21 protein-coding genes are annotated in these 20,809 nt (G+C 35.3%); 8 read left to right on the forward strand and 13 right to left on the reverse strand.

Annotated features, from left to right (window positions below; all coding sequences use genetic code 11):
• Nucleotides 1-141 precede the first annotated feature (141 nt).
• The 4 genes from EZJ43_RS06320 to EZJ43_RS06335 all read right to left on the reverse strand — a co-directional run bounded on the left by EZJ43_RS06320 (nucleotide 142) and on the right by EZJ43_RS06335 (nucleotide 4,239).
• Nucleotides 142-705 carry a GNAT family N-acetyltransferase gene (locus tag EZJ43_RS06320; RefSeq protein ID WP_133261836.1) on the reverse strand — a complete coding sequence of 188 codons (564 nt, stop codon included), beginning with the start codon at nucleotides 703-705 and terminating at the stop codon, nucleotides 142-144.
• Between the two features lie 3 nt (nucleotides 706-708).
• Entirely contained in the window at nucleotides 709-1,548 is an 840-nt protein-coding gene (locus EZJ43_RS06325; protein WP_133261837.1) for an MBL fold metallo-hydrolase, read from the reverse strand.
• Between the two features lie 154 nt (nucleotides 1,549-1,702).
• On the reverse strand, nucleotides 1,703-3,244 hold the full coding sequence (locus EZJ43_RS06330) for an OmpP1/FadL family transporter (protein WP_133261838.1): 1,542 nt from the start codon (nucleotides 3,242-3,244) through the stop codon (nucleotides 1,703-1,705).
• 20 nt (nucleotides 3,245-3,264) lie between these two features.
• Nucleotides 3,265-4,239: a hypothetical protein gene (locus EZJ43_RS06335; protein ID WP_133261839.1), complete on the reverse strand. Its 975-nt coding sequence runs from the start codon at nucleotides 4,237-4,239 to the stop codon at nucleotides 3,265-3,267.
• Between the two features lie 187 nt (nucleotides 4,240-4,426).
• On the opposite strand from EZJ43_RS06335, the gene proS reads away from it, so the two are divergent.
• The 4 genes from proS (at nucleotide 4,427) to EZJ43_RS06355 (ending at nucleotide 9,001) form a co-directional block, all read left to right on the forward strand.
• Entirely contained in the window at nucleotides 4,427-5,899 is a 1,473-nt protein-coding gene (gene proS, locus EZJ43_RS06340; protein ID WP_133261840.1) for a proline--tRNA ligase, read from the forward strand.
• Between the two features lie 245 nt (nucleotides 5,900-6,144).
• Nucleotides 6,145-7,293: a cystathionine gamma-synthase gene (locus tag EZJ43_RS06345; RefSeq protein ID WP_133261841.1), complete on the forward strand. Its 1,149-nt coding sequence runs from the start codon at nucleotides 6,145-6,147 to the stop codon at nucleotides 7,291-7,293.
• Between the two features lie 11 nt (nucleotides 7,294-7,304).
• On the forward strand, nucleotides 7,305-8,186 hold the full coding sequence (locus EZJ43_RS06350; protein ID WP_133261842.1) for a TIGR02757 family protein: 882 nt from the start codon (nucleotides 7,305-7,307) through the stop codon (nucleotides 8,184-8,186).
• A 167-nt stretch (nucleotides 8,187-8,353) separates the two neighbouring features.
• Nucleotides 8,354-9,001 carry a response regulator gene (locus EZJ43_RS06355; protein WP_133261843.1) on the forward strand — a complete coding sequence of 216 codons (648 nt, stop codon included), beginning with the start codon at nucleotides 8,354-8,356 and terminating at the stop codon, nucleotides 8,999-9,001.
• Between the two features lie 149 nt (nucleotides 9,002-9,150).
• On the opposite strand, the gene EZJ43_RS06360 is transcribed toward EZJ43_RS06355, so the two are convergent.
• Entirely contained in the window at nucleotides 9,151-9,330 is a 180-nt protein-coding gene (locus EZJ43_RS06360) for a DUF3606 domain-containing protein (RefSeq protein WP_133261844.1), read from the reverse strand.
• 168 nt (nucleotides 9,331-9,498) lie between these two features.
• On the opposite strand from EZJ43_RS06360, the gene EZJ43_RS06365 reads away from it, so the two are divergent.
• Complete coding sequence (locus tag EZJ43_RS06365) at nucleotides 9,499-10,050, forward strand: pyridoxamine 5'-phosphate oxidase family protein (protein ID WP_133261845.1); 552 nt, start codon at nucleotides 9,499-9,501, stop codon at nucleotides 10,048-10,050.
• 84 nt (nucleotides 10,051-10,134) lie between these two features.
• Here EZJ43_RS06365 and EZJ43_RS06370 read toward each other — a convergent pair whose 3' ends face one another.
• The 4 genes from EZJ43_RS06370 to EZJ43_RS06385 form a co-directional block, all read right to left on the reverse strand.
• Nucleotides 10,135-10,347 (reverse strand): hypothetical protein, encoded by a 213-nt coding sequence (locus EZJ43_RS06370; protein WP_133261846.1) that lies wholly within the window; start codon nucleotides 10,345-10,347, stop codon nucleotides 10,135-10,137.
• Between the two features lie 127 nt (nucleotides 10,348-10,474).
• A complete protein-coding gene (gene lysS, locus EZJ43_RS06375) occupies nucleotides 10,475-12,184 on the reverse strand; it encodes a lysine--tRNA ligase (RefSeq protein ID WP_133261847.1) in 1,710 nt (569 codons plus the stop codon).
• A gap of 376 nt (nucleotides 12,185-12,560) precedes the next feature.
• Nucleotides 12,561-13,016, reverse strand: a complete 456-nt coding sequence (locus EZJ43_RS06380) for a MaoC family dehydratase (RefSeq protein ID WP_133261848.1) — start codon at nucleotides 13,014-13,016, stop codon at nucleotides 12,561-12,563.
• Between the two features lie 151 nt (nucleotides 13,017-13,167).
• On the reverse strand, nucleotides 13,168-15,084 hold the full coding sequence (locus EZJ43_RS06385; RefSeq protein WP_133261849.1) for an AMP-dependent synthetase/ligase: 1,917 nt from the start codon (nucleotides 15,082-15,084) through the stop codon (nucleotides 13,168-13,170).
• 371 nt (nucleotides 15,085-15,455) lie between these two features.
• Between EZJ43_RS06385 and EZJ43_RS06390 the strand changes: the two genes are divergently transcribed.
• Nucleotides 15,456-16,361 (forward strand): DUF808 family protein, encoded by a 906-nt coding sequence (locus tag EZJ43_RS06390; RefSeq protein WP_133261850.1) that lies wholly within the window; start codon nucleotides 15,456-15,458, stop codon nucleotides 16,359-16,361.
• A 55-nt stretch (nucleotides 16,362-16,416) separates the two neighbouring features.
• On the opposite strand, the gene EZJ43_RS06395 is transcribed toward EZJ43_RS06390, so the two are convergent.
• From EZJ43_RS06395 to EZJ43_RS06410, 4 genes are all read right to left on the reverse strand, one after another.
• On the reverse strand, nucleotides 16,417-17,088 hold the full coding sequence (locus EZJ43_RS06395; RefSeq protein WP_133261851.1) for a hypothetical protein: 672 nt from the start codon (nucleotides 17,086-17,088) through the stop codon (nucleotides 16,417-16,419).
• A gap of 216 nt (nucleotides 17,089-17,304) precedes the next feature.
• A complete protein-coding gene (locus tag EZJ43_RS06400; protein ID WP_133261852.1) occupies nucleotides 17,305-17,631 on the reverse strand; it encodes a HesB/IscA family protein in 327 nt (108 codons plus the stop codon).
• Nucleotides 17,632-17,716: 85 nt separating this feature from the next.
• Nucleotides 17,717-18,130 carry a Fe-S cluster assembly scaffold IscU gene (gene iscU / locus EZJ43_RS06405; protein ID WP_133261853.1) on the reverse strand — a complete coding sequence of 138 codons (414 nt, stop codon included), beginning with the start codon at nucleotides 18,128-18,130 and terminating at the stop codon, nucleotides 17,717-17,719.
• Between the two features lie 201 nt (nucleotides 18,131-18,331).
• A complete protein-coding gene (locus tag EZJ43_RS06410) occupies nucleotides 18,332-19,543 on the reverse strand; it encodes an IscS subfamily cysteine desulfurase (RefSeq protein ID WP_133261854.1) in 1,212 nt (403 codons plus the stop codon).
• Nucleotides 19,544-19,661: 118 nt separating this feature from the next.
• Between EZJ43_RS06410 and mce the strand changes: the two genes are divergently transcribed.
• Together mce and EZJ43_RS06420 are read left to right on the forward strand one after the other, a co-directional pair.
• Nucleotides 19,662-20,069, forward strand: a complete 408-nt coding sequence (mce, locus tag EZJ43_RS06415) for a methylmalonyl-CoA epimerase (RefSeq protein WP_133261855.1) — start codon at nucleotides 19,662-19,664, stop codon at nucleotides 20,067-20,069.
• Nucleotides 20,070-20,434: 365 nt separating this feature from the next.
• Nucleotides 20,435-20,722: a P1/P2 acidic ribosomal protein gene (locus EZJ43_RS06420; RefSeq protein ID WP_133261856.1), complete on the forward strand. Its 288-nt coding sequence runs from the start codon at nucleotides 20,435-20,437 to the stop codon at nucleotides 20,720-20,722.
• Nucleotides 20,723-20,809 lie beyond the last annotated feature (87 nt).

Raw genomic sequence — 20,809 nt, forward strand, 5'->3', positions numbered from 1 at the left:
TTTAGATTAAATACAAATAAAAATAACAACAATTCATTTAATTACAAAATGTGGAGATTTGGCAAAATTCTAAAAATTTGAGTTCTTTCTAGGATGTCAAGGTCTAACTCGTTTTTTAACATTGATTTGAAAAACCAAATATTACGGATTAATTTTAAAAACCATGTGATGATAGTCATCGCCAACAAATTTGATATCATTCTCAATTTTGAAACCTATTTTTTCATAAATTGATAATGCTCTTTGGTTCTCAAACGCTACAAGTAAACCAATTTTTTGATGACCGAGATTTTTCGCCCATTTTATTCCGGAGGTTATAAGTTGCTTACCAATTCCTCGTCCTTGAGCTTTTGAATTTACACTGAGCGTGTCAAAATAAAACTCACCTTCTTGGGTTTCTCTTTCTGGATTAAAATCTTTTAAGTTTTTGTACGTTTTTAAATAAGTTAAAAAATTATCCCTTAACAATAGCAAATTGGCGCCATTATATGCATTTAAGGCGCCTAAAATAACACCGTCTTCCTCAAAAATTATAGTATTTTCAAAACTGTATTGATTATCTTTTTCGCCAATAAAGTGTTCGAAAAGATTTAGCGTTTTTAATTCATCATCAGTATTACTGAACTTATTGGCTAATTTCCCCATAGCCTGCACAATTAGTGGAGCAATTGCTTTAGCGTCTGTAGGTAATGCCTTTCGTATCATATTTTAAATTTCACGTAATTTAAAAGTTTCCGCAACACGAATACCTTTTTCTGTTCTTTGCAAAGTACAACACTCGTTTATTGGGTCGTGTTCTAAATATAAAACGTAATTATTATCTACGGCTTCTTCTAAGAAAGCTTGCTTTTCGGTTAAAGTTTGCAACGGAAACATATCGTAAGCCATAACATAAGGTAAAGGCAAATGACCAACTGAGGGTAAAAGGTCGGCCATGTAAACCAAAGTTTTCCCTTTATAATTTATCTTCGGCAACATCATTGCATCCGTATGGCCGTAAGCAAAGCTAATATTTACATTTTTTTGAAATTCAATATTTTCATTTTCCTTAATAAATTTAAGCTGACCACTTTCTTTTATCGGCAAGATATTTTCTTTTAAAAAGGATGCCTTTTCTCTTGCATTTGGTTCTACAGCCCACTGCCAGTGTTTTTCATTACTCCAATAGGTAGCATTTTTAAAAGCTGGAATGAGTTTATCATCCTTTCTAATTATTGCGCCACCTACATGATCGAAATGTAAATGCGTTAAAAATACATCCGTTATATCTGCTTTATTAAAACCTAATTTTGCGAGTGATTTATCCATAGAATCATCGCCATGCAAATAATAGTGACTAAAAAACCGCTCGTCTTGTTTATCGCCAATGCCAGTATCAATTAAAGTTAGCTTATTTCCATCTTCAATTAAAAGGCAGCGCATGGCCCAAGTGCAAAGATTATTAGCATCTGCTGGATTTGTTTTTTGCCACAACATTTTGGGTACAACGCCAAACATTGCACCGCCATCTAATTTAAATAAGCCTGTTTCTATGGTATGTAATTTCATTGGTTGGTTGATTAGTTTTTTGGTTGTTTGGGTAGTTGGTTCCGAAGGTATGCCCATGGTATTGGTTGGAATTGCATGTTCTTTTAAATTAAAAATTGGTTAACTGCTATTTCACAATTAACCAATTTCTACAATTAACGAATTATTTTTTTTCTTAAAATCTTACTCCGAAAGTTAAGAAAACATTATTTCTTTGATTTTTAACACTTGCCAAAGTTTCAGACCCGTCGTTTAGCTCATACGCACTCGAATAAAAATTAGATGTTAAGTTTTGATACGTTAAATCGAAATAATAGTTATCAATTCTGTAACCTAAACCGCCAGATATCGCTTGCGTTTGGAAGAATTTATCTTTACCATTTTTAACACCACTACCATTAATTCCGTAACCTGCTCGTAAACTAACCTCATTACTCACTTTAACTTCTGCGCCAAAACGGTAGTTGATGGTTTCTTTATAAAAGTCTTTTACATCACGATTGGAACTATTTATGGTACTAATATCCGATCCATTATCTTGCGAAAAACGCATCGAAGCATAATCCACATAATCTATATCTGCAGAAATTAAAGCTCTACCACCAATTACATAACTTGCGCCTGCTGAAGCTTTCAACGGCGTACGCAACCTATAGGAAAAATAATAGTTCTGCAAATTATTGTTGGATTTGTCGTTAGTGATAATACTATTTACACCTTCATCTACATTGTCTTGTACGGTCATCCAAGTAGGCGATTGAAATGTTACGCCAACTCTAAACTCACTTACTGGTCTATAAATCATTCCTAATTTAATGTTCACACCCGATCCTTTTGTATCTTGATTTCTCGTATAGTTTAATGAGTAATTTTCTATCGGATGCACAAGAATGCTTCCGCCGGGTAATGTCGTTGCAGTTCCATCTTCGCCTGGTTGAAGATCTTGTAATTTACCTGATTCTTGAAAAGATGCCTCACTTACATATCTAACGTTCACAAAACTAACGGTTGCACCAACATATAACTTGTTTCCAAAATTTAAAGCACCCGCAACATTAAATTCTGATGTTGAACCAAGTCTTGATTCGGTGTAGTTTTGGTTAAAAGGATTTACTCCTGTGTAAGGTTCGGCAGAATATTGATTAGGATACTGGGTTGTATTATTATTAATCAAATGAGAGTTGAAAGCATCGCCAGCAACACTATTGCTTGTGCCATTATCATTGGCTTGATCTACAAAAGCATCTCTAATACTATTCAAGTTATTCGTTCCTTGATAATCGATATTATTTAAAAAGTCATTATTGCGATTGTATCCTAAGCCGAAAACTGCGCTCACTAAGCCAGTATTTACATCGGTGCCCTTTGTTTTGTAATTTGGACTATAAAAAACCGCACCAATATTATTCAAGTTAAGTTGACCCTTTGTTCCATTCGTATTTTGATTTAAGAAATCGCTTGTGTTTTGTACGTTATTAAACTCGGGGGTTAAGCTAAATTCTGATTTTGTAAATAAACCCAATCCAGCTGGATTAGCACCTAAAGAGCCAATATCGCCACCAACTCCAATCTGTGCGTTACCCATTGCTTTAAACCTAGATGTACTTCCGTAGTTCATTTGAGAGAAACGATAGGCATCGGGCGCGTAACTTTGGGCATAGGTTGTTCCTGTAGTAGCTACTGTAGCTACTAAAAGTGCTAAATATATTTTTTTCATTTTTAATTTAAATTTTAAAATTAACCTCTACCTGCTCTGCTTGGTCGGCCACCACCGCCACCGCCAGAATTACCGCCACCGTTATTTGATCCACCATTGTTGTTTGATGGTGGTGGGCTATAAGTAGGCGTTTCAGTACGTGTTGGCCTACTTGGTGCCTCACGCTGTTGTTGAGGTTGCTGTTGTTGTTGTTGAGGCTGTTGTTGTTGACGTTGAGGTCGTGTGTTATTGTTTCCTGCATTTCCTGGCGCAACACTTTGGTTACCTGGTCTGCCGTTGTTGCTAATGTTTCCGTTATTTCGGTTATCAACACCGCTTCTGCTTGGTCGGCCGTAATTTGGGGTTACATTATTACCTGTTTGTACACCTGTATTATTATTACTTCCGGGTCTTGGTCTGCCAGGATTGCTTACAATTCCTCCACCGTAATAATTATTTCCGTAGCCACCGCCATAGTAACCACCGCCATAACCGCCACCGTAGTAACCACCATAACCGTACCGATCGTAGATAGAATACGCACCCCATCCGTTATTATAACCGTAATTGCCATAATAAAAAGGATTGTTCCATATACTTCCGTAATAATTGCCATAACCTAAGCCATAACCGTTATTCCAGTTTAAACCGTAGCCTAAATAGTTGTTGTTGTAAATGTTATTTCCATAATAACCATTTCCGTAATAGCCATTACCGTAATTGTTAAAGTATGGATCATAATAATTATTAAAACCGTTTCCATTATAAAAACGATTTATACGCGAAGAGTAGTCCATATCAAAATAAGGATTACTAGTTCCATAATAATCATCATAACTTTGTTGCGGCTGCTCTTGCTGTGGGCGAGGTGTAATTACTTCAACCTCTACTGCTTTAGCCGTTGTGTTGTACACATCGTCGGTGGCTGTGTTTTGAGCCAATTTTGGTGCCGAACATGCTGCAACCAATCCGGCGGTTGCTAGAAGCATAATCTGTAAAAATTTAATTGGTTTCATCTGTGTTTATATTTAGTTGTGTGTGTCAAAAAATATATAATCAACAATTTTAATTGGTTAAAACTTTGCAATATTTAAAGCATTTACTCAAAGCATTCCAATCAAAATAGTTTTGTAGGTATAAATTTAATAAATTTGTTGCTTAATATCACATTTTATAACACAAATTACGTTCCAAATACAATTTATGAGCAAAGAAATTACAAGCAGAGATGCAGATTATTCGCAATGGTACAATGATATTGTTATAAAGGCCGATTTGGCGGAACATTCAGCTGTAAGGGGTTGTATGGTTATTAAGCCACACGGGTATGCTATTTGGGAAAAGATGCAGGCTGTATTAGACAAAATGTTTAAAGATACAGGCCATAGTAATGCCTATTTTCCGTTGTTCATTCCTAAGTCATTTTTTTCTAAGGAAGCCTCTCACGTTGAGGGTTTTGCAACTGAGTGTGCCGTAGTGACACATTATCGTTTAAAAAATGATGGTAACGGAAATATCGTTGTAGATGAAACAGCTAAGCTAGAGGAAGAATTAATTGTTCGTCCGACTTCTGAAACCATTATTTGGAATACCTACCGGGGTTGGATCCAATCGTATAGAGATTTGCCTTTATTGATAAACCAATGGGCAAATGTAGTGCGATGGGAAATGCGTACCCGTTTATTTTTGAGAACTGCCGAGTTTTTGTGGCAAGAAGGCCATACTGCACATGCTACTGCACAAGAAGCCATCGAAGAAACTGAACGTATGCTACATGTGTATGCAGATTTTGCCGAAAATTGGTTAGCGCTACCGGTAATTCGTGGCATTAAATCGCCAAATGAACGTTTTGCAGGTGCATTAGAAACCTACTGTATTGAAGCGCTGATGCAAGATGGTAAAGCTTTACAAGCAGGAACATCTCACTTTTTAGGTCAGAATTTTGCTAAAGCTTTCGATGTTAAATTTACAGGCAGAGATGGTAAGTTAGATTATGTTTGGGCTACTTCTTGGGGTGTTTCAACCCGTTTAATGGGTGCATTAATTATGGCACATAGTGATGATTCTGGGTTAATTATTCCGCCTAAATTGGCGCCTATACAAGTTGTAATTATTCCAATTTATAGGGGCGAGGAAGATTTACAAAAAATTACCAGTTATGTTGATGAATTGATCATCAAACTAAAAGCTTTAGGCATTTCTGTTAAATACGATGATCGCGATACGCAGAGACCAGGCTTCAAATTTGCCGATTATGAACTAAAAGGAATTCCGGTGCGTTTGGCAATTGGTGGCAGAGATATGGAAAACGGTACTGTTGAAGTTGCTAGAAGAGATACTAAGTTGAAGCAAACAGTTGTGCAAGAAGGTTTGGATATTTACATCAACGAACTTTTGGAAGATATTCAAAAAAGTATGTTTAACAAGGCTTTGGCTTTTAGAGATAGCCACATTACCGAGGCCAATAGTTACGATGAATTTAAGCAACTTTTAGATGAAAAAACAGGCTTCATCGCTGCGCATTGGGATGGTACGCCAGAAACCGAACAAAAAATTAAAGAAGAAACTAAAGCAACTATTCGCTGTATCCCGTTAGATAATAAATTGGAAGATGGTGTTTGCATTTACTCAGGAAAACCATCGATACAAAGGGTGTTATTTGCAAGGGCTTATTAGGGTTGAGGCTGAGACTGAGGTTGAGGTTGAGAGGTTGAGGTTGAGGCTGAGGTTGAGGTTGAGACTGAGGTTGAGACCGAGGCTGAGGGGTTGAAGCTGAGGTTGAGAGGTTGAGACCGAGGTTAAGGTTAAAAGCAAATTAGCTGAAAACAATTAGTTGTAATTAAAAAATATATAAATGAGATAGTATTTAGGGGATTTTGCCGTCTTGATACTTGATAATCACTACTTGATACTACGTTAAAATGAAATTCGCAACAAAAGCAATACATGCTGGTCAAGCGCCAGATCCAACTACAGGTGCGGTGATGACACCAATTTACCAAACATCTACTTACTGGCAAAAATCGCCGGGCGATAATAAAGGATATGAATACTCTAGAGGTACTAACCCAACGCGTAAGGCTTTAGAAGATTGTTTAGCAGCGTTAGAAAATGGAAAATACGGTTTGGCTTTTTCTAGCGGAATGGGCGCGACAGATGCTGTTTTGAAGTTGCTGCAACCGGGTGATGAGGTGATTACAGGAAACGATTTGTACGGGGGATCGTATAGAATTTTCACCAAAATTTTCTCAAAATATGGCATCAAATTTCACTTTTTAGATCTTGCTAAGCCCGAAAATATGTTGCCCTACATTAATGATAATACTAAATTGGTTTGGATAGAAACACCAACTAACCCAACCATGCAAATTATTGATATTGAAGGTGTTGCTAAAATTACCAAAGAAAAAAACCTAATTCTTACGGTTGATAATACATTTGCTTCTCCTTATCTGCAAAACCCGATAGATTTGGGCGCCGATATTGTGATGCACTCGGTTACCAAGTATATTGCTGGTCACTCTGATGTTGTAATGGGCGCTTTAATTACAAGCGATGAGCAATTGTACAAAGACCTTTGGTTCATTTACAACGCTTGTGGCGCTACGCCAGGGCCACAAGATTCATTTCTAGCTTTAAGGGGTATAAAAACCTTGCATTTAAGAATGAAAGCACATTGCGAAAATGGAGAACGAGTTGCGCATTATTTAAAAACACATCCAAAAGTTGATAAAATTTATTGGCCCGGCTTTGAGGATCATCCAAATCATGATGTTGCAAAGAAGCAAATGCGTGGGTTTGGCGGCATGATTTCCATCACGCTTAAAGACGCAGATTTACAAGAAACTTTTAGAATCTCATCAAACTTTAAAGTTTTTACGCTAGCAGAATCTCTTGGTGGAGTAGAGTCGTTAATTAACCATCCGGCTACGATGACACACGGATCTATCCCAAAAGAAGAACGTGAAAAGGTTGGCGTTACCGATAATTTACTTCGGTTAAGTGTAGGCGTTGAAGATATTGATGATTTATTGGAGGATTTAGAAAACGCTTTAAACCCAAACCTCTAAAGGGCTTCTGTATGCTGAAGAATGGTCAAAGTCTCCCTTTAGGTGGATTTAAGGGGTTAAAGAATTTTCTTGATCAAAAGGTGCAACAATACAATCAACCTAGTTTTGTTGCACCTGATCCGGTTTGCATACCACATTTATTCACTTTAAAGCAGGATATAGAAATCTCTGGCTTTATTGCAGCAGTTTTAGCCTGGGGACAAAGAAAAACCATCATTAATAAATGTAAAGAGTTATTTATTCGAATGGACAATGCGCCATACGATTTTGTGCTCCATCATAATGATGAGGATTTGAAAAAGTTATTAAACTTTAAGCACCGAACATTTAACGATACCGATCTTTTATACTTTATCGCTTTTTTTAAACACCACTATCAAAATTTTAATAGTTTAGAAAAAGCATTTATTCCTTTTCAAGATATTATTAACCCTGATTATTTGCAAGTAGAAACTTTTAACGAAACGATAAACCTTTCTTCGCCGGTGTGTTATCAAAATAGTTTTAACTTCAGTATTGAAGAATCACTAAATCATTTCAGAGCTTATTTTTTTTCGTTAGAAGACTTTCCTAATCGCACAAAAAAGCATGTTTCTTCGCCGATGCAAAAATCTACTTGTAAACGGTTAAATATGTTTTTGCGTTGGATGGTAAGAAAAGATAATAATGGCGTAGATTTCGGTATTTGGAATACGCTTCATCAAAAAGATTTAATTTGCCCTTGCGATGTACATGTAGATCGGGTGGGAAGGGCGCTCGGATTAATTACGCGCAAACAAACAGATTGGTTAACAGCGGTAGAATTAACAACCAATTTAAAGAAATTTGATGCTACTGACCCCGTAAAATACGATTTTGCGTTATTTGGTTTAGGCGTGGAGAAGGTTTTTTAAACATTTTTGCAAATTTGAATCAGAAACGATAGAAATGGATTAGCTCATCACAAAATTGTAGTGTTAATATTACTAAAATGTTTTAAATTCACTTTAATTTATAACTAATAAACTACACTTTTACAGAAGTTGTATTTTGTTAATAGAATACATTATAGCGTTAGAGAATGAAAGTTAAAAATACGGTTCATACACAAACTGTACTTATTGCAGATGATCAAGAAATTGTTATTAGAGGGTTAAAAAGTTTAATATCTGATTATTGGAAGGATGTAAATATCATTACCGCATCTACTATTGAAGAAGCATTTATTGAAGTTGAAAAAACGCCCAACTTAATTATCATTGATGTCAACATTCCCGGAGGAAACAATCTAAAGGTAATTGATCAAATCAAACTGATTCTGCCAAGTGCTAAAATTTTGGTGTTTTCTTCGCAAAATGAAAATTTATATGCGGTTCCGTATTTAAAGGCAGGAGCATCGGGCTATTTGAGTAAAAATGCCGAAGAAGCTGAAATTATTACTGCCATTACAACGATATTGGCTGGGAGTAGATATTCGAGCATAAACATCAAAAAAAACATGTTTAATAGTATTTTAGGAAGTGATACAGATAATCCCTTTACTAAACTGTCTAAAAGAGAATTGGAGGTTGCAGAATTGTTGACGAAAGGAATAGGCGTTTTGCAAATTTCAAATCAGCTTAATTTGCGAATGGGTACTGTAAGTACTTATAAAGTACGTCTTTTTCAGAAACTGAAGATAAAAAGTATTATCGATCTTGCAGAGAAAATGAGCATTTATCAAAAATAATTTCGATTTTATTTTTTGTGTGTTGCTGTCTGTTTTGTCTTGGTAAATTTTTGAAGTCCGTTTTCTATGTTGACTTCCTCAGAGCGACTATTCTAATTTTATAAATTTTTTAATTTTAGAATTCAGCATCGTTATTTTTACCGATTAGATTATTGAATACCGAGGTAAACCTTAATTTTTTTAATTGAGTTTCTACCCGTTGCTGATACTGCATCTCTAATGTGATCGGGTTTAACACCAAATTTAATCGCCCAAAAATCAACCTCGAAGTTTTTAGAAATATTTACCCTTTTTTTGTTAAACCAGCCATAATCGATGTCGTTTTCCATGATCGTTTTTTTGGTATAACACTACCAAATTTTTATTGTTTTGATAAAATAAATTACTTCTTAGTGAAGCAAAGCTATTTAGGAAATCGTAGAGTCGATTTATCTGCAATTTTAAAAATTTCAAAACCATATCTAATTTTTAATTGTAGTATATAAAAATTGGAACTTATGGAAACCTCACAAAACGGAAGCACAAACAATACACAAGAAGAAAATATTAAAGATTTAACTGGCGGAAAAGCTATTGAAAAACTTAGGGAACTTGCTGAAAAAGCCGAAAGCTGTTTTTTTTGCACCAATATAAAAACTGGCGTACCGCTTTCGGTTAGGCCAATGGCGATTCAACAAGTTGATGATGAAGGAAATATCTGGTTTATGAGTATGAAAGATAGTCATAAGAACGGCGAGATTTCGTCTGATCCTTTTACACATTTATTATTTCAAGCTACTGCCCATTCTGGCTTTGTAAATATTTACGGTATTTCAGAAATTAGTAGAGATCAGGCAAAAATTGATGAGTTATGGAAACCGATAGCTAAAACATGGTTTCAAGGCGGTAAAGACGATCCAAATATTACTTTAATAAAAGTTATCCCTTCTGAAGGCTATTATTGGGACAACAAACATGGTAACGCTGTAGCGTTTTTAAAGATGGCCGCTTCGGTAATATCTGGTAAAACCATGGATGATTCGGTAGAAGGCACTTTGGATATTGATTAAATCAACCTAACATAAGTGCATTAAATAAAGTTTATGGGTTACGGCTACTTTCGCCGTAACTTTTTTTGTTGGATAAAATAAAGCTTATTTATCATCAAGGCAGTCAAATCCTCGCGATTCTTCTTTTTGATTTCTCCTGCTAATAATATCATCTTCTTCCTGAAAAGGACTTTTAAAAAAGTAGCTTTCAGCCTGAATTCTTTTTATAAGTTGTTGAACAAGAGATAATTCGAACACACTTTTGTTCAGCTTAATGCAATATTCATTTTCGGTAATTTCTAAAATGGAAGTATTCATATAAAACGTATCATATTTAAAACTAATTGATGTAAATATAAAAAGGCTTGCGCAAAATTAATGCGCAAGCCTTTTAAGTTTTTGTTATGATAATGTTAACACATTTCACATCAGTTTTTACAAATGATTATTTATGCGATAAAAACAAACCATCGTCTGTTTTGGTTACTTTTAATATTCCTTTGCCTGTTAAAGCTTTTAAAGTGGTATCCCATTTTTTATTGCTCCAATCGGATAAGTTAGCTTTAATGTCAGTTAAAAGCACTTGTTCATCTTCTTTTACTAAGGTGTAAAGTTCTGCCTCTTCTGCTGTTAACTCAACTTTCTTTTTTTCTGCACGCATCTGCGGGAAAAATAACACTTCTTGTATGGTGCTTTGGTTAGTCATTAACATCACTAATCTATCAATGCCAATACCAAGCCCGGAGGTTGGAGGCATACCATATTCTAAGGCACGTATAAAGTCATCATCCATTGCCATTGCTTCATCATCACCACGTTCGGCTAACTTTAATTGATCTACCAAACGTTCTTTTTGATCGATAGGATCATTTAATTCTGAATATGCGTTTGCAATTTCCTTACCGTTTACAAACAGCTCAAAACGTTCTACCAAACCCTCGGCTGTACGGTGCTTTTTGGCCAATGGGGTCATTTCGATTGGGTAATCGGTAATATAAGTTGGTTGAATTAAGTTTGCCTCTACTTTTGCGCCAAAAATTTCATCAATTAATTTGCCACGACCCATTGTAGAATCAATTTCAATGCCCAAATCTCCACAGGTTTTGGCAAGCTGATCTTCAGTCATGGCAGATACATCGATTGAAGTATATTTCTGAATAGACTCGTACATCGTTAATTTCTCGTAAGGTCCTTCAAAATTGATTTCATGCTCACCAACTTTAACCAAACTAGATCCATTTGTGGCAACGGCTACTTTTTCCAAACATTCCTCTACCATAGCCATCATCCATATATAATCTTTGTAGGCCACGTAGATTTCCATTGAGGTAAACTCTGGATTGTGGGTTCGGTCCATTCCCTCATTACGGAACATTTTGCCGAATTCGTACACGCCATCAAAACCAGCAACTATTAGGCGTTTTAAATACAATTCATTCGCAATACGCAAATAAAGTGGCATGTCTAAAGTGTTGTGGTGTGTGGCAAAAGGGCGGGCAGCTGCACCGCCGTGTATAGGTTGAAGAATTGGCGTTTCTACTTCCATCCATCCTTGATCATCAAAATAATTGCGCATGGTGTTAATTACCTTACTGCGTTTGATGAAAATTTGTTTATAATCAGGGTTTACCGTTAAATCTACATAACGCATTCTGTAACGTAACTCGGGGTTCGTAAAGCCATCATAAACGTTCCCTTCATCATCGCGTTTTACGATAGGAAGCGGACGCAAAGATTTTGCTAAGACTTTAAATTCGGTAACGTGTATGGATATTTCTCCTGTTTGGGTAGTAAAAACATAGCCTTTAACGCCTATAAAATCGCCAATATCTAAAAGTTTTTTAAATACGGTATTATATAAGGTTTTATCTTCATCCGGACAAAGTTCATCTCTTTTCAAATAAACTTGAATACGGCCAGTTGAATCTTGTAATTCGGCAAAAGAAGCAGCACCCATAATGTTTCTACCCATAATTCGGCCTGCTAAGCTTACGGTTTTATAAGCCGTTTTATCTTTTTCGTAGTTCGCTAAAATATCTGCTGCACTAACATTTATTTCATAAGATTCTGCCGGATAAGGTTCGATGCCTAACTGGCGTAATTGCTTTAACGATTCGCGTCGTAATATTTGTTGTTCTGATAATCCTATACTCATCTTAGGTATTTTCTGCAAAAGTAACGATTTTGCAAGACGTTTAATAATTGTATGATGTTGTTATTGAGCAATGGGTGCCAAAACATGATCTTTTTTAAATAAAATAACTTGATTTTTTGGCTAAAGCCCCGTTTATATGCAATAAAATCTTATGGCTAAATCAAAGGGCTATGAAATAATTTATCCTCAATACTATCGACTTTTACTTTTGCCTATCTTAAATTTGGCGTGTAGCTTTTCAAATCATTGCCGTCGGTTCAACCGACGGTTATTTTGCAAACTCTAAATGGCTTTAGCCAAAACCTATTATAATTCGGCAATCTCCAAACCAACTTTACACACTATGATATGCGCTTAAATAGCTAATCAAAAAAAATTATTTAAAATGATAAAGAAATATTACGTTACCAGTATATGCAGTTTTAGTTTGCCCTTTAATATCCAAATTTGCTTCAATAACTACTTTCGTTATACCTCTCAAATCGGAAATGGCAATTAATTTTGCTCTTAACTGTACTTCATCATTTACTAAAACAGGTTGTTTAAATTTAAAGGCTTCGATGCCATAATTCACTTCCATTTTCACATTTTGGATGTCGGCTATTTGCTTCCATAAATAGGGGATAAGCGATAAGGTTAAATACCCATGCGCAATGGTGGAACCAAAAGGACTTTCTTTTGCTTTTTCAGGCTCGGTATGTATCCATTGAAAGTCTAATGTGGCTGCGGCAAATTTGTTTATTTGATCTTGATCTATAGTATGCCATTGAGAAGCGCCTATTTCTTTGCCTAAATATGATTTGTACTCTTCGAAACTATTAATTATAACCATGTAATTTTGAGTTGTTTATTTAAAAATTTATTAATACGTAAACATCAATATGCTACGTGGGGTTTTAAGTTAGTAAAAATTTGTAAAAATAAAGGGTTTGCTTGGCTAATTTACTTTGTAATATTTCAAAGAAGTCTAGATATGATTGGTTCTAGCTTTCCACCTCCACACCTTCTTCATACATGCTATCAATAACATCTATATATTTCTTTTCTACAATACGTCGCTTAACTTTCATCGTTGGCGTAATTTCTCCTTCATCAATATTAAAAGGGTTACGCTTAATCTTAAAGTTTTTAATACGTTCAAACTTCGCCAATTCGTTAGATATTTTTTTAATATCCTTTTCTATCCAATCTATTATTTCTTGATCTTCAATAAAAGGGTTAGGTTCATCAAAAAACGCAGATTTTAACTTGAATGTTTCTTCTAAAGTTTCTCTATTTGGAATGATAATCGCCGTAATAAACTCACGTTTATCGCCGATTAAGAAAAGCTGATCAATTTTAGGGCTTTTTAAATAAATATTTTCTACAGGTGTAGGGTAAATATTCTTGCCATAAGCATTAACAATCATGTTTTTTAAACGGTCGGTAATTTGCAGGTTACCTTTGTAAAAGCGACCAATATCGCCAGTATGAAACCACATGTCTCGATCGATGGCTTCGGCAGTTTCTGCGGGTTTATTAAAATATCCTTTCATTACACAATGGCCGCGCACAATCACTTCACCTTCTTCACATTCAAATTCTTCGTTAAAAGTTTGGTGAGTTTGAATGTTAGTAATCTCTTTCGTCTCTACATCTTGTATGCCAACTTCAATACCCGGAATTATTCTCCCCACGGTGCCATAAACTTGGCGGTGGTATTCTGTAACCGACATTACTGGAGAAGTCTCTGTTAAACCAAAACCTTCTAAAATCTTAATTCCTAAGTCACCAAAAAATTCGCCAACATTTTTAGGCAAGGCGGCACCGCCCGAAATCATGAATTTTAGCCTACCGCCAGTTTTTTCTTTTATTTTGCTGAAAACTAATTTTTCGGCAATTGCTTTTTTAGCTGATAAAATTAAACCTGGTTTGTCGCCAGCTTCGTTGGCAAGGCGATATTTATTTCCTGTATCTAAAGCCCATAAAAATATTTTTGCTTTTGTTCCACCTGCGGCGGTTCCAGATTTTATTGCCTTATCATGAATTCGTTCCAGTAATCGTGGTACACAACTCATTACGGTCGGCCTAACCTCGCCCATGTTTTTCGCCAATAATTCTAAACTTTGCGCAAAAGCAATTTTACAGCCTTGGGCACAACAAACATGATAGGTTGCAGTACGTTCAAAAACATGAGAGAGTGGTAAGAACGATAAAAAAGTCTCCGTTTTATCAATTACGGGAATTTGCTCTAAGCAAACCTCTACATTTTTAACAAAGTTGTGGTGCGTAAGCATTACGCCTTTTGGGGTTCCTGTAGTGCCCGAAGTGTAAATTAACGAAGAAACATCATGAGGTTCTATTAAATTTCGGCATTGCTCAATAGCTGCTTTTTCTGCTGCTGTTACTTGGTGTTTTAAAGCTAAAATATCAGAAAAAGCAATCACTTCAATATGAACATCCTCCGGGATTACCACTTTTTCAAAATCTTTAAAGGTGGGTATAATATATTTAAGTTCTCTACAATTGGCTGCAACCTTTAGCACCTTGCGATAAAGAAAATTATTGCCAATCATAATGGCTTTAATGCCCGAATCGTTAATAATATAGGCAACTTCTTGTTCTGATAGCGTTGGGTAAATGGAAACATTTATGGCGCCAATTTGCTGAATTCCTTGGTCGTAATAAACATATTCAGGACAGTTTTCGATCATTAAACCCAAACGCTCTCCCTTTTTTATGCCTTTTTCTAAAAAATAAGCAGAAACCGCATCTGCTCTTTTTAAAGTATCCTGATAAGAAATCTCTACCCATTCTGCACCTTGTTTGTGGATTATGAATGTTTCTTCGGGTTTGTGGATGTTTTTTACAACGTTCCTCAATAGGCTCGGGACAGTAGAAAATTCGTTAATTAATGACATACTTATATCTGATTGGTTACTGATTAACAATTATAATGCTTTTTGTTTAAATTTTATAGAAGTAGTTTTCGAGTTAAGAAATACATTTTTGATTGGAAATAGTATGATTTAATTCTTTCATCACAATTATACTGTATAAAGTACTAAAAGATAGATAATCTGTTGTAACAAAAATAGTTGGAAAACGCCAAAATCTCAATACAATAGAAGTTACTAACCACGTTTAAACATACAGTTTAAAAGTACAACCAACTTACGCAGGCTATTAAATCTTATCTATCCATTGGTAAAGGCGATTAATTAGAATAAAGTAAATAGTTTTTTGGGCGATGGAAAGGAATGTTTAATTTGCACCCTCAATTATTAGATATATGGCTTCAGGGTTTTTCGCGATTTTAGATGATATAGGTGCTTTAATGGATGATGTTGCAGTGACGGCGAAACTAGCAACCAAACAAACCGCAGGAATTTTGGGCGATGACCTTGCAGTAAATGCCGAAAAGGCAACTGGATTTTTATCAAGCAGAGAAATACCTGTTTTAATGAAAATTATGAAAGGCTCTTTCTTTAATAAATTAATTATTGTTCCTGCAATATTTGTACTTCAATGGTTATATCCGCCTGCAATTACAATTATTTTGATTTTGGGTGGTTTGTATTTGGCATACGAAGGCGTAGAAAAAATAATAGAATTTTTGTTTCATCGAGTTAAAAAAGATGAAAAAGTAATTGGTGAAGCTGATCAAATTATCGAAGAAAAAAAAGAAACGGAAAAAGCGAAAGTAAAATCTGCAATTACTACCGATTTTATTTTATCTCTCGAGATTGTAATTATTGCTCTTGCTTCTGCAAAAGAGGGTTTCAAAACGCTAAAATCTCAATTCAATCCCCTTTTTGTAGAAATAGTTACGGTTTCCATTGTTTCTATCATAGCAACTATCGGGGTTTATGGAATTGTAGCTGTGATTGTGAGAATGGACGATGTAGGTTTTAAACTTATTAAAAAATCGAAATCAGAAAAAGGCTTTTTAATAACCTTAGGTAATTTTTTGGTAAACGCACTACCAATTGTTATTAATATTTTGGCAGTGGTAGGGACGGTTGCCTTACTATTGGTTGCAGGCGGTATTTTTGTGCATAATATAGATTTCATACATCATCTTTTTCCACGCTTAAATACAATAGTTAAAGAATTGGTAATGAGTCTTATTGCAGGATTGTTGGTTTTTGTAATTGTGTTTTTTGGTAAAAAGTTGGTTTACGTACTCAAAGCTTAATTTTTATCCGTTATTTAACTTTCAGAATTGATATTGACCGATTAGGAAATATAATTTAGTACGATTCTCCCACACCTTTTAAATGCTGTTGATAAGATAATTTTTCCCAATCCTCTCTCTGTAGGATTTTAAAGTCGGTATTTGATGTTGCATTCATTTCTGTGATATTATACCTAATCGGGTGAAGTATTTCCCAATCATACAGTTTATTGTAGCCATTAATAAATGCGCCGACAAATCTTTTTGCAAAGGTGTTTTTTTGAGCATTTGAAAAAAGATTAACAGATTTCTCATCTTTTATGGTGCCAATTCTAACTAAAAAAGATGTGTAAGGTTTGCCGTCAATTACATCAGTTTTAACCCAAACTTGCCAAGTATCATACGTTTTCGGAAAATCAAGTACTTCCGCCACGGGCGATATCATTACAGAAATAGAGGTTTTGTGCAGGTACATTTGCAAAGCAGATTTTTTGCGATTATTAACTGTATTTTGCTGATGTTGATGTAACAGTTTTACAAAATTTGGCTGTTTTAATAGAAAATTTCTAACGGTTTCTACTTTCGAAATAGGAGGAGCAACGTTAATTAAGCCATAAAAAATTAAACTAATGGCATTCGAAAAGAAAGCGAATAAAAGTATAGAAATTACAATAAAACCCGACTTTATTTTATTTAATTTGATAAAATTAGCCAGTCTTTTGCCAAATGTCGCGTTAGCTTGTTTCAAAATTTTAACGGTGTTAATGGAGATGGAAAGCTGAAAAAAATCATAACAAAAGCATTATATAAAAATAATTTTGCAAGATAGGATATTACTAAATAACCTAATTACGGTTTTCCGTGGTTAAGTATTTTATTTGACAGTAATGGATTTTTAAAAAAAATGGGTAACAAAAAAAAGGCATCCCATTGAGATGCCTTCAATTAAAATAAGTTATTAAACTTAGACCGAAAAACTTTCGCCACAACCACAACTGCGACTGGCATTTGGGTTAATAAAGTTGAATCCTTTTCCATTTAATCCGTCGCTAAAATCTAATTCCGTACCAGCTAGGTAAAGAAATGATTTCATATCTAAAGCAATCTTAATACCTCTATCTTCGAAAAACTGATCGCCTTTTTGTTCTTCGTTATCAAAATCTAAATTATAAGACAAGCCCGAACAGCCACCACCTTTTACCGAAACGCGTAAGAAGTAGTCAGAACCCATTTCCGAGTCCTGCATTAAGTGATCTATTTTTGTTTTTGCTTTATCTGTTATAGTGATCATTTTAATAAGATTTGAGATTTGAGATTTGAGATTTGAGACTTGATGAGTAAAACTCATATCTCATATCTAATAACTCATATCTAATTTAGTGGTGCGATTTCTCCATTGCAATTGCCTCTAAACCATTTTTAACGCGATAATCGTTAATGGCCGATTTAATTGCATCTTCTGCCAAAACAGAACAGTGGATTTTTACTGGAGGTAAAGCCAATTCTTCAACAATATCCATGTTGCCAATTGTTAAAGCTTCATCAATTGTTTTTCCTTTTAGCCATTCTGTTGCTAATGATGAAGAAGCGATAGCAGAACCACAACCAAATGTTTTAAATTTAGCATCAGTGATCACATTATCTGCGCCAACTTCAATTTGCAAACGCATAACATCACCACATTCTGGTGCGCCAACTAAACCGGTACCAACATTTTTATCTGCTTTATCTAATGTACCTACGTTACGTGGGTTATTATAATGATCGATTACTTTTTCTGAATATGCCATTTGTTTATGTTATTTAGCCTTCTGCGAAGGTGATTCTATTTATTAATTATCAGTTGCGGGTTGCGGGTTGCCAGTTGCGGGTTGTCGGTTACGTGTTATAGGTTTTCAATTGTCAAGTTCTAATCGGGTATTTTCAACGTTGTGCCTAAAGCATCCCGCCCCATAACTTTTAACTTACAACGCATTAATTTGCTTCGCAAATTAATGCTCCGCCCACTCAATTTTACTTAAGTCAATTCCTTCTTTAAACATTTCCCAAAGTGGAGAAAGTTCTCTAAGGTGCAATACTGCTTTCTCTGTAATTGCAATCGCTTGGTCTATGTCTTCATCAGTTGTAAAACGACCTAAACCGTAGCGAATTGAAGAGTGTGCCAATTCATCCGATAAGCCTAAACTTTTTAATACATACGATGGTTCCAACGAAGCCGAAGTACAAGCAGATCCTGAAGATACTGCTAAATCGCTCATGGCCATCATTAAACCTTCACCCTCTACATATTTAAAAGAGATATTTGCTACGTGTGGTAAACGGTGTTGTGTACTACCATTAACATAACTCTCTTCCATTTTGTTTAAAGTCGTTTCTAAACGATCGCGCAAAGCGGATAAACGTTTCGATTCGCTTTCCATCTCTAAACGACAAAGTTCGCAAGCTTTACCTAAGCCAACAATACCTGGTACGTTTAATGTTCCAGAACGCATACCGCGTTCGTGGCCACCACCATCCATTTGTGAAGTAACCTTAACCCTTGGGTTTTTTCTACGTACATAAAGTGCACCAACTCCTTTCGGTCCGTACATTTTATGAGCTGTAAAAGCCATTAAATCAATACCATCAGCAATAACATCAACAGGTATTTTACCAACTGCTTGCGTTGCATCAGTCATAAATAAAGCACCATGTTTGTGCGCAATCGCAGCAATTTCTTTAACGGGTTGTATTACACCAATTTCGTTATTGCCATACATAATCGACACTAAAATTGTTTCTGGTGTCATTGCAGCTTCTAACTCGCCTAAATCAATTAAACCATCTTCTTTAACACCAAGATAAGTTACTCTGGCACCATTTTTTTCTAGGTGTTTACAAGTATCTAAAACTGCTTTGTGCTCGGTAATCGCTGTAATAATGTGATTGCCTTTTTCTTTGTACATTTCAAAAACGCCTTTTATGCCCAAGTTATCGGCTTCAGTTGCGCCCGAAGTAAAAATAATTTCTTTTTCAGTACAGCCGATCAGTTTGGCTACTTGCTCACGAGCATAATCAACACCTTCTTCTGCAACCCAGCCAAAAGCGTGGTTACGACTTGCAGCATTTCCAAATTTTTCAGTAAAGTAAGGTAGCATTGCCTCTAAAACTCTTGGATCAAGAGGAGTAGTAGCGTTATTATCTAAATATATCGGCTGTTTCATTTCAGTTCTTTTATTTGTAGCACAAAGATACAAAAAATCTTTCCTAACAATTATCATTTATAGCTATGAGGTTATAGATAAAACCTGCATTTTTACATTTAACCAACCTTTTAAAACGATGAATAAGATAGAGCATATCGGTATTGCGGTAAAAAGCCTCAGCAAAGCCGTTTCAATATATGAACAATTGCTAAATACCTCATGCTATAAAACTGAAACTGTTGTTTCCGAGCAAGTAAATACTGCATTTTTAAAAGCTGGAGATAATAAAGTAGAACTTTTAGAAGCTGCCTCAGAAGATAGTGCCATTGCTAAGTTTTTAGAAAAGAAAGGGGAGGGCATTCATCACATTGCGTTTGCAGTAGATGATATTTTAGAAGAAATGGAACGTTTAAAAGCAAATGGTTTTGTGCTTTTGAATGATGTACCGAAAAAAGGTGCAGATAACAAAATGGTGTGTTTTGTTCATCCAAAAAGTACTAATGGCGTGTTGATAGAGATTTGTCAGGAGATTAAGTGGATTTAGGTGTTTAGTAGGAAAAGCGGAAAAACGGAAAAGTCCGAGGTCGGAAAGTCGGGAAAGTCCGAGGTCGGAAGACCGAAGTTTGGGGTAAAGATTAAGGAACAAGCCTGCCTGCCGGACAGGCAGGGAGCAAGGCACAAAGACAAAACGCTTAGTTTAGCGAATTTCTATTTCGAGCGTAAAAGCCCCTTTGGGGTTATATATATATGATTTGTAAATGAGTGTTCAGTAATTCTTAGGTTTGGTTCGGTCCCGCTTTTTGGTACAAGCTTTGCGAAAAGCAAAGGCTTTCCCCGTCAATCGGGTTTATGAATTGAGTTTGTCAAAATAGCAAAATGAAAATATTTTAAAAATTTATTAATTAATCCATGAAAGAAACTACTTCTTTAATTAAAATCATTACCAAAGATTTTGATATTCCCGAGCAACTTTCTGAGGAGCAACTTCGGCAAAAAATGGTTGATGCATTTGGGTATTTGGTCGATCAGGATTTTCCGAAATTAATTCAAATTTTGTACCGGGCAGATGTGGATCAATACAAATTGAAAGAATTGCTAGAAAATGTTGAAGGAAAAAGTACTGCAGAAGTAATTGCTGATGCTTACATCTCCCGACAGAAGGCAAAAGTAGAAACATGGAACAAATACAGTACCTAAATAAGCAATGGTATTAAACAATCATGATTAAAAAAATAAATTATAGATAAAGTAAAGTTTTTGCTTAAAACTGCTTTTACAACTTGT

The sequence above is a fragment of the Pedobacter changchengzhani genome, assembly GCF_004354365.1.
Classification (GTDB): Bacteria; Bacteroidota; Bacteroidia; order Sphingobacteriales; family Sphingobacteriaceae; genus Pedobacter; species Pedobacter changchengzhani.

Excerpts from the sequence above, each read along its gene's own strand:
- EZJ43_RS06320 (WP_133261836.1), bottom strand. The coding sequence starts at position 705 with ATGATACGAAAGGCATTACCTACAGACGCTAAAGCAATTGCTCCACTA.
- EZJ43_RS06325 (WP_133261837.1), bottom strand. The coding sequence starts at position 1,548 with ATGAAATTACATACCATAGAAACAGGCTTATTTAAATTAGATGGCGGT.
- EZJ43_RS06330 (WP_133261838.1), bottom strand. The coding sequence starts at position 3,244 with ATGAAAAAAATATATTTAGCACTTTTAGTAGCTACAGTAGCTACTACA.
- EZJ43_RS06335 (WP_133261839.1), bottom strand. The coding sequence starts at position 4,239 with ATGAAACCAATTAAATTTTTACAGATTATGCTTCTAGCAACCGCCGGA.
- proS (WP_133261840.1), top strand. The coding sequence starts at position 4,427 with ATGAGCAAAGAAATTACAAGCAGAGATGCAGATTATTCGCAATGGTAC.
- EZJ43_RS06345 (WP_133261841.1), top strand. The coding sequence starts at position 6,145 with ATGAAATTCGCAACAAAAGCAATACATGCTGGTCAAGCGCCAGATCCA.
- EZJ43_RS06350 (WP_133261842.1), top strand. The coding sequence starts at position 7,305 with ATGCTGAAGAATGGTCAAAGTCTCCCTTTAGGTGGATTTAAGGGGTTA.
- EZJ43_RS06355 (WP_133261843.1), top strand. The coding sequence starts at position 8,354 with ATGAAAGTTAAAAATACGGTTCATACACAAACTGTACTTATTGCAGAT.
- EZJ43_RS06360 (WP_133261844.1), bottom strand. The coding sequence starts at position 9,330 with ATGGAAAACGACATCGATTATGGCTGGTTTAACAAAAAAAGGGTAAAT.
- EZJ43_RS06365 (WP_133261845.1), top strand. The coding sequence starts at position 9,499 with ATGGAAACCTCACAAAACGGAAGCACAAACAATACACAAGAAGAAAAT.
- EZJ43_RS06370 (WP_133261846.1), bottom strand. The coding sequence starts at position 10,347 with ATGAATACTTCCATTTTAGAAATTACCGAAAATGAATATTGCATTAAG.
- lysS (WP_133261847.1), bottom strand. The coding sequence starts at position 12,184 with ATGAGTATAGGATTATCAGAACAACAAATATTACGACGCGAATCGTTA.
- EZJ43_RS06380 (WP_133261848.1), bottom strand. The coding sequence starts at position 13,016 with ATGGTTATAATTAATAGTTTCGAAGAGTACAAATCATATTTAGGCAAA.
- EZJ43_RS06385 (WP_133261849.1), bottom strand. The coding sequence starts at position 15,084 with ATGTCATTAATTAACGAATTTTCTACTGTCCCGAGCCTATTGAGGAAC.
- EZJ43_RS06390 (WP_133261850.1), top strand. The coding sequence starts at position 15,456 with ATGGCTTCAGGGTTTTTCGCGATTTTAGATGATATAGGTGCTTTAATG.
- EZJ43_RS06400 (WP_133261852.1), bottom strand. The coding sequence starts at position 17,631 with ATGATCACTATAACAGATAAAGCAAAAACAAAAATAGATCACTTAATG.
- iscU (WP_133261853.1), bottom strand. The coding sequence starts at position 18,130 with ATGGCATATTCAGAAAAAGTAATCGATCATTATAATAACCCACGTAAC.
- EZJ43_RS06410 (WP_133261854.1), bottom strand. The coding sequence starts at position 19,543 with ATGAAACAGCCGATATATTTAGATAATAACGCTACTACTCCTCTTGAT.
- mce (WP_133261855.1), top strand. The coding sequence starts at position 19,662 with ATGAATAAGATAGAGCATATCGGTATTGCGGTAAAAAGCCTCAGCAAA.
- EZJ43_RS06420 (WP_133261856.1), top strand. The coding sequence starts at position 20,435 with ATGAAAGAAACTACTTCTTTAATTAAAATCATTACCAAAGATTTTGAT.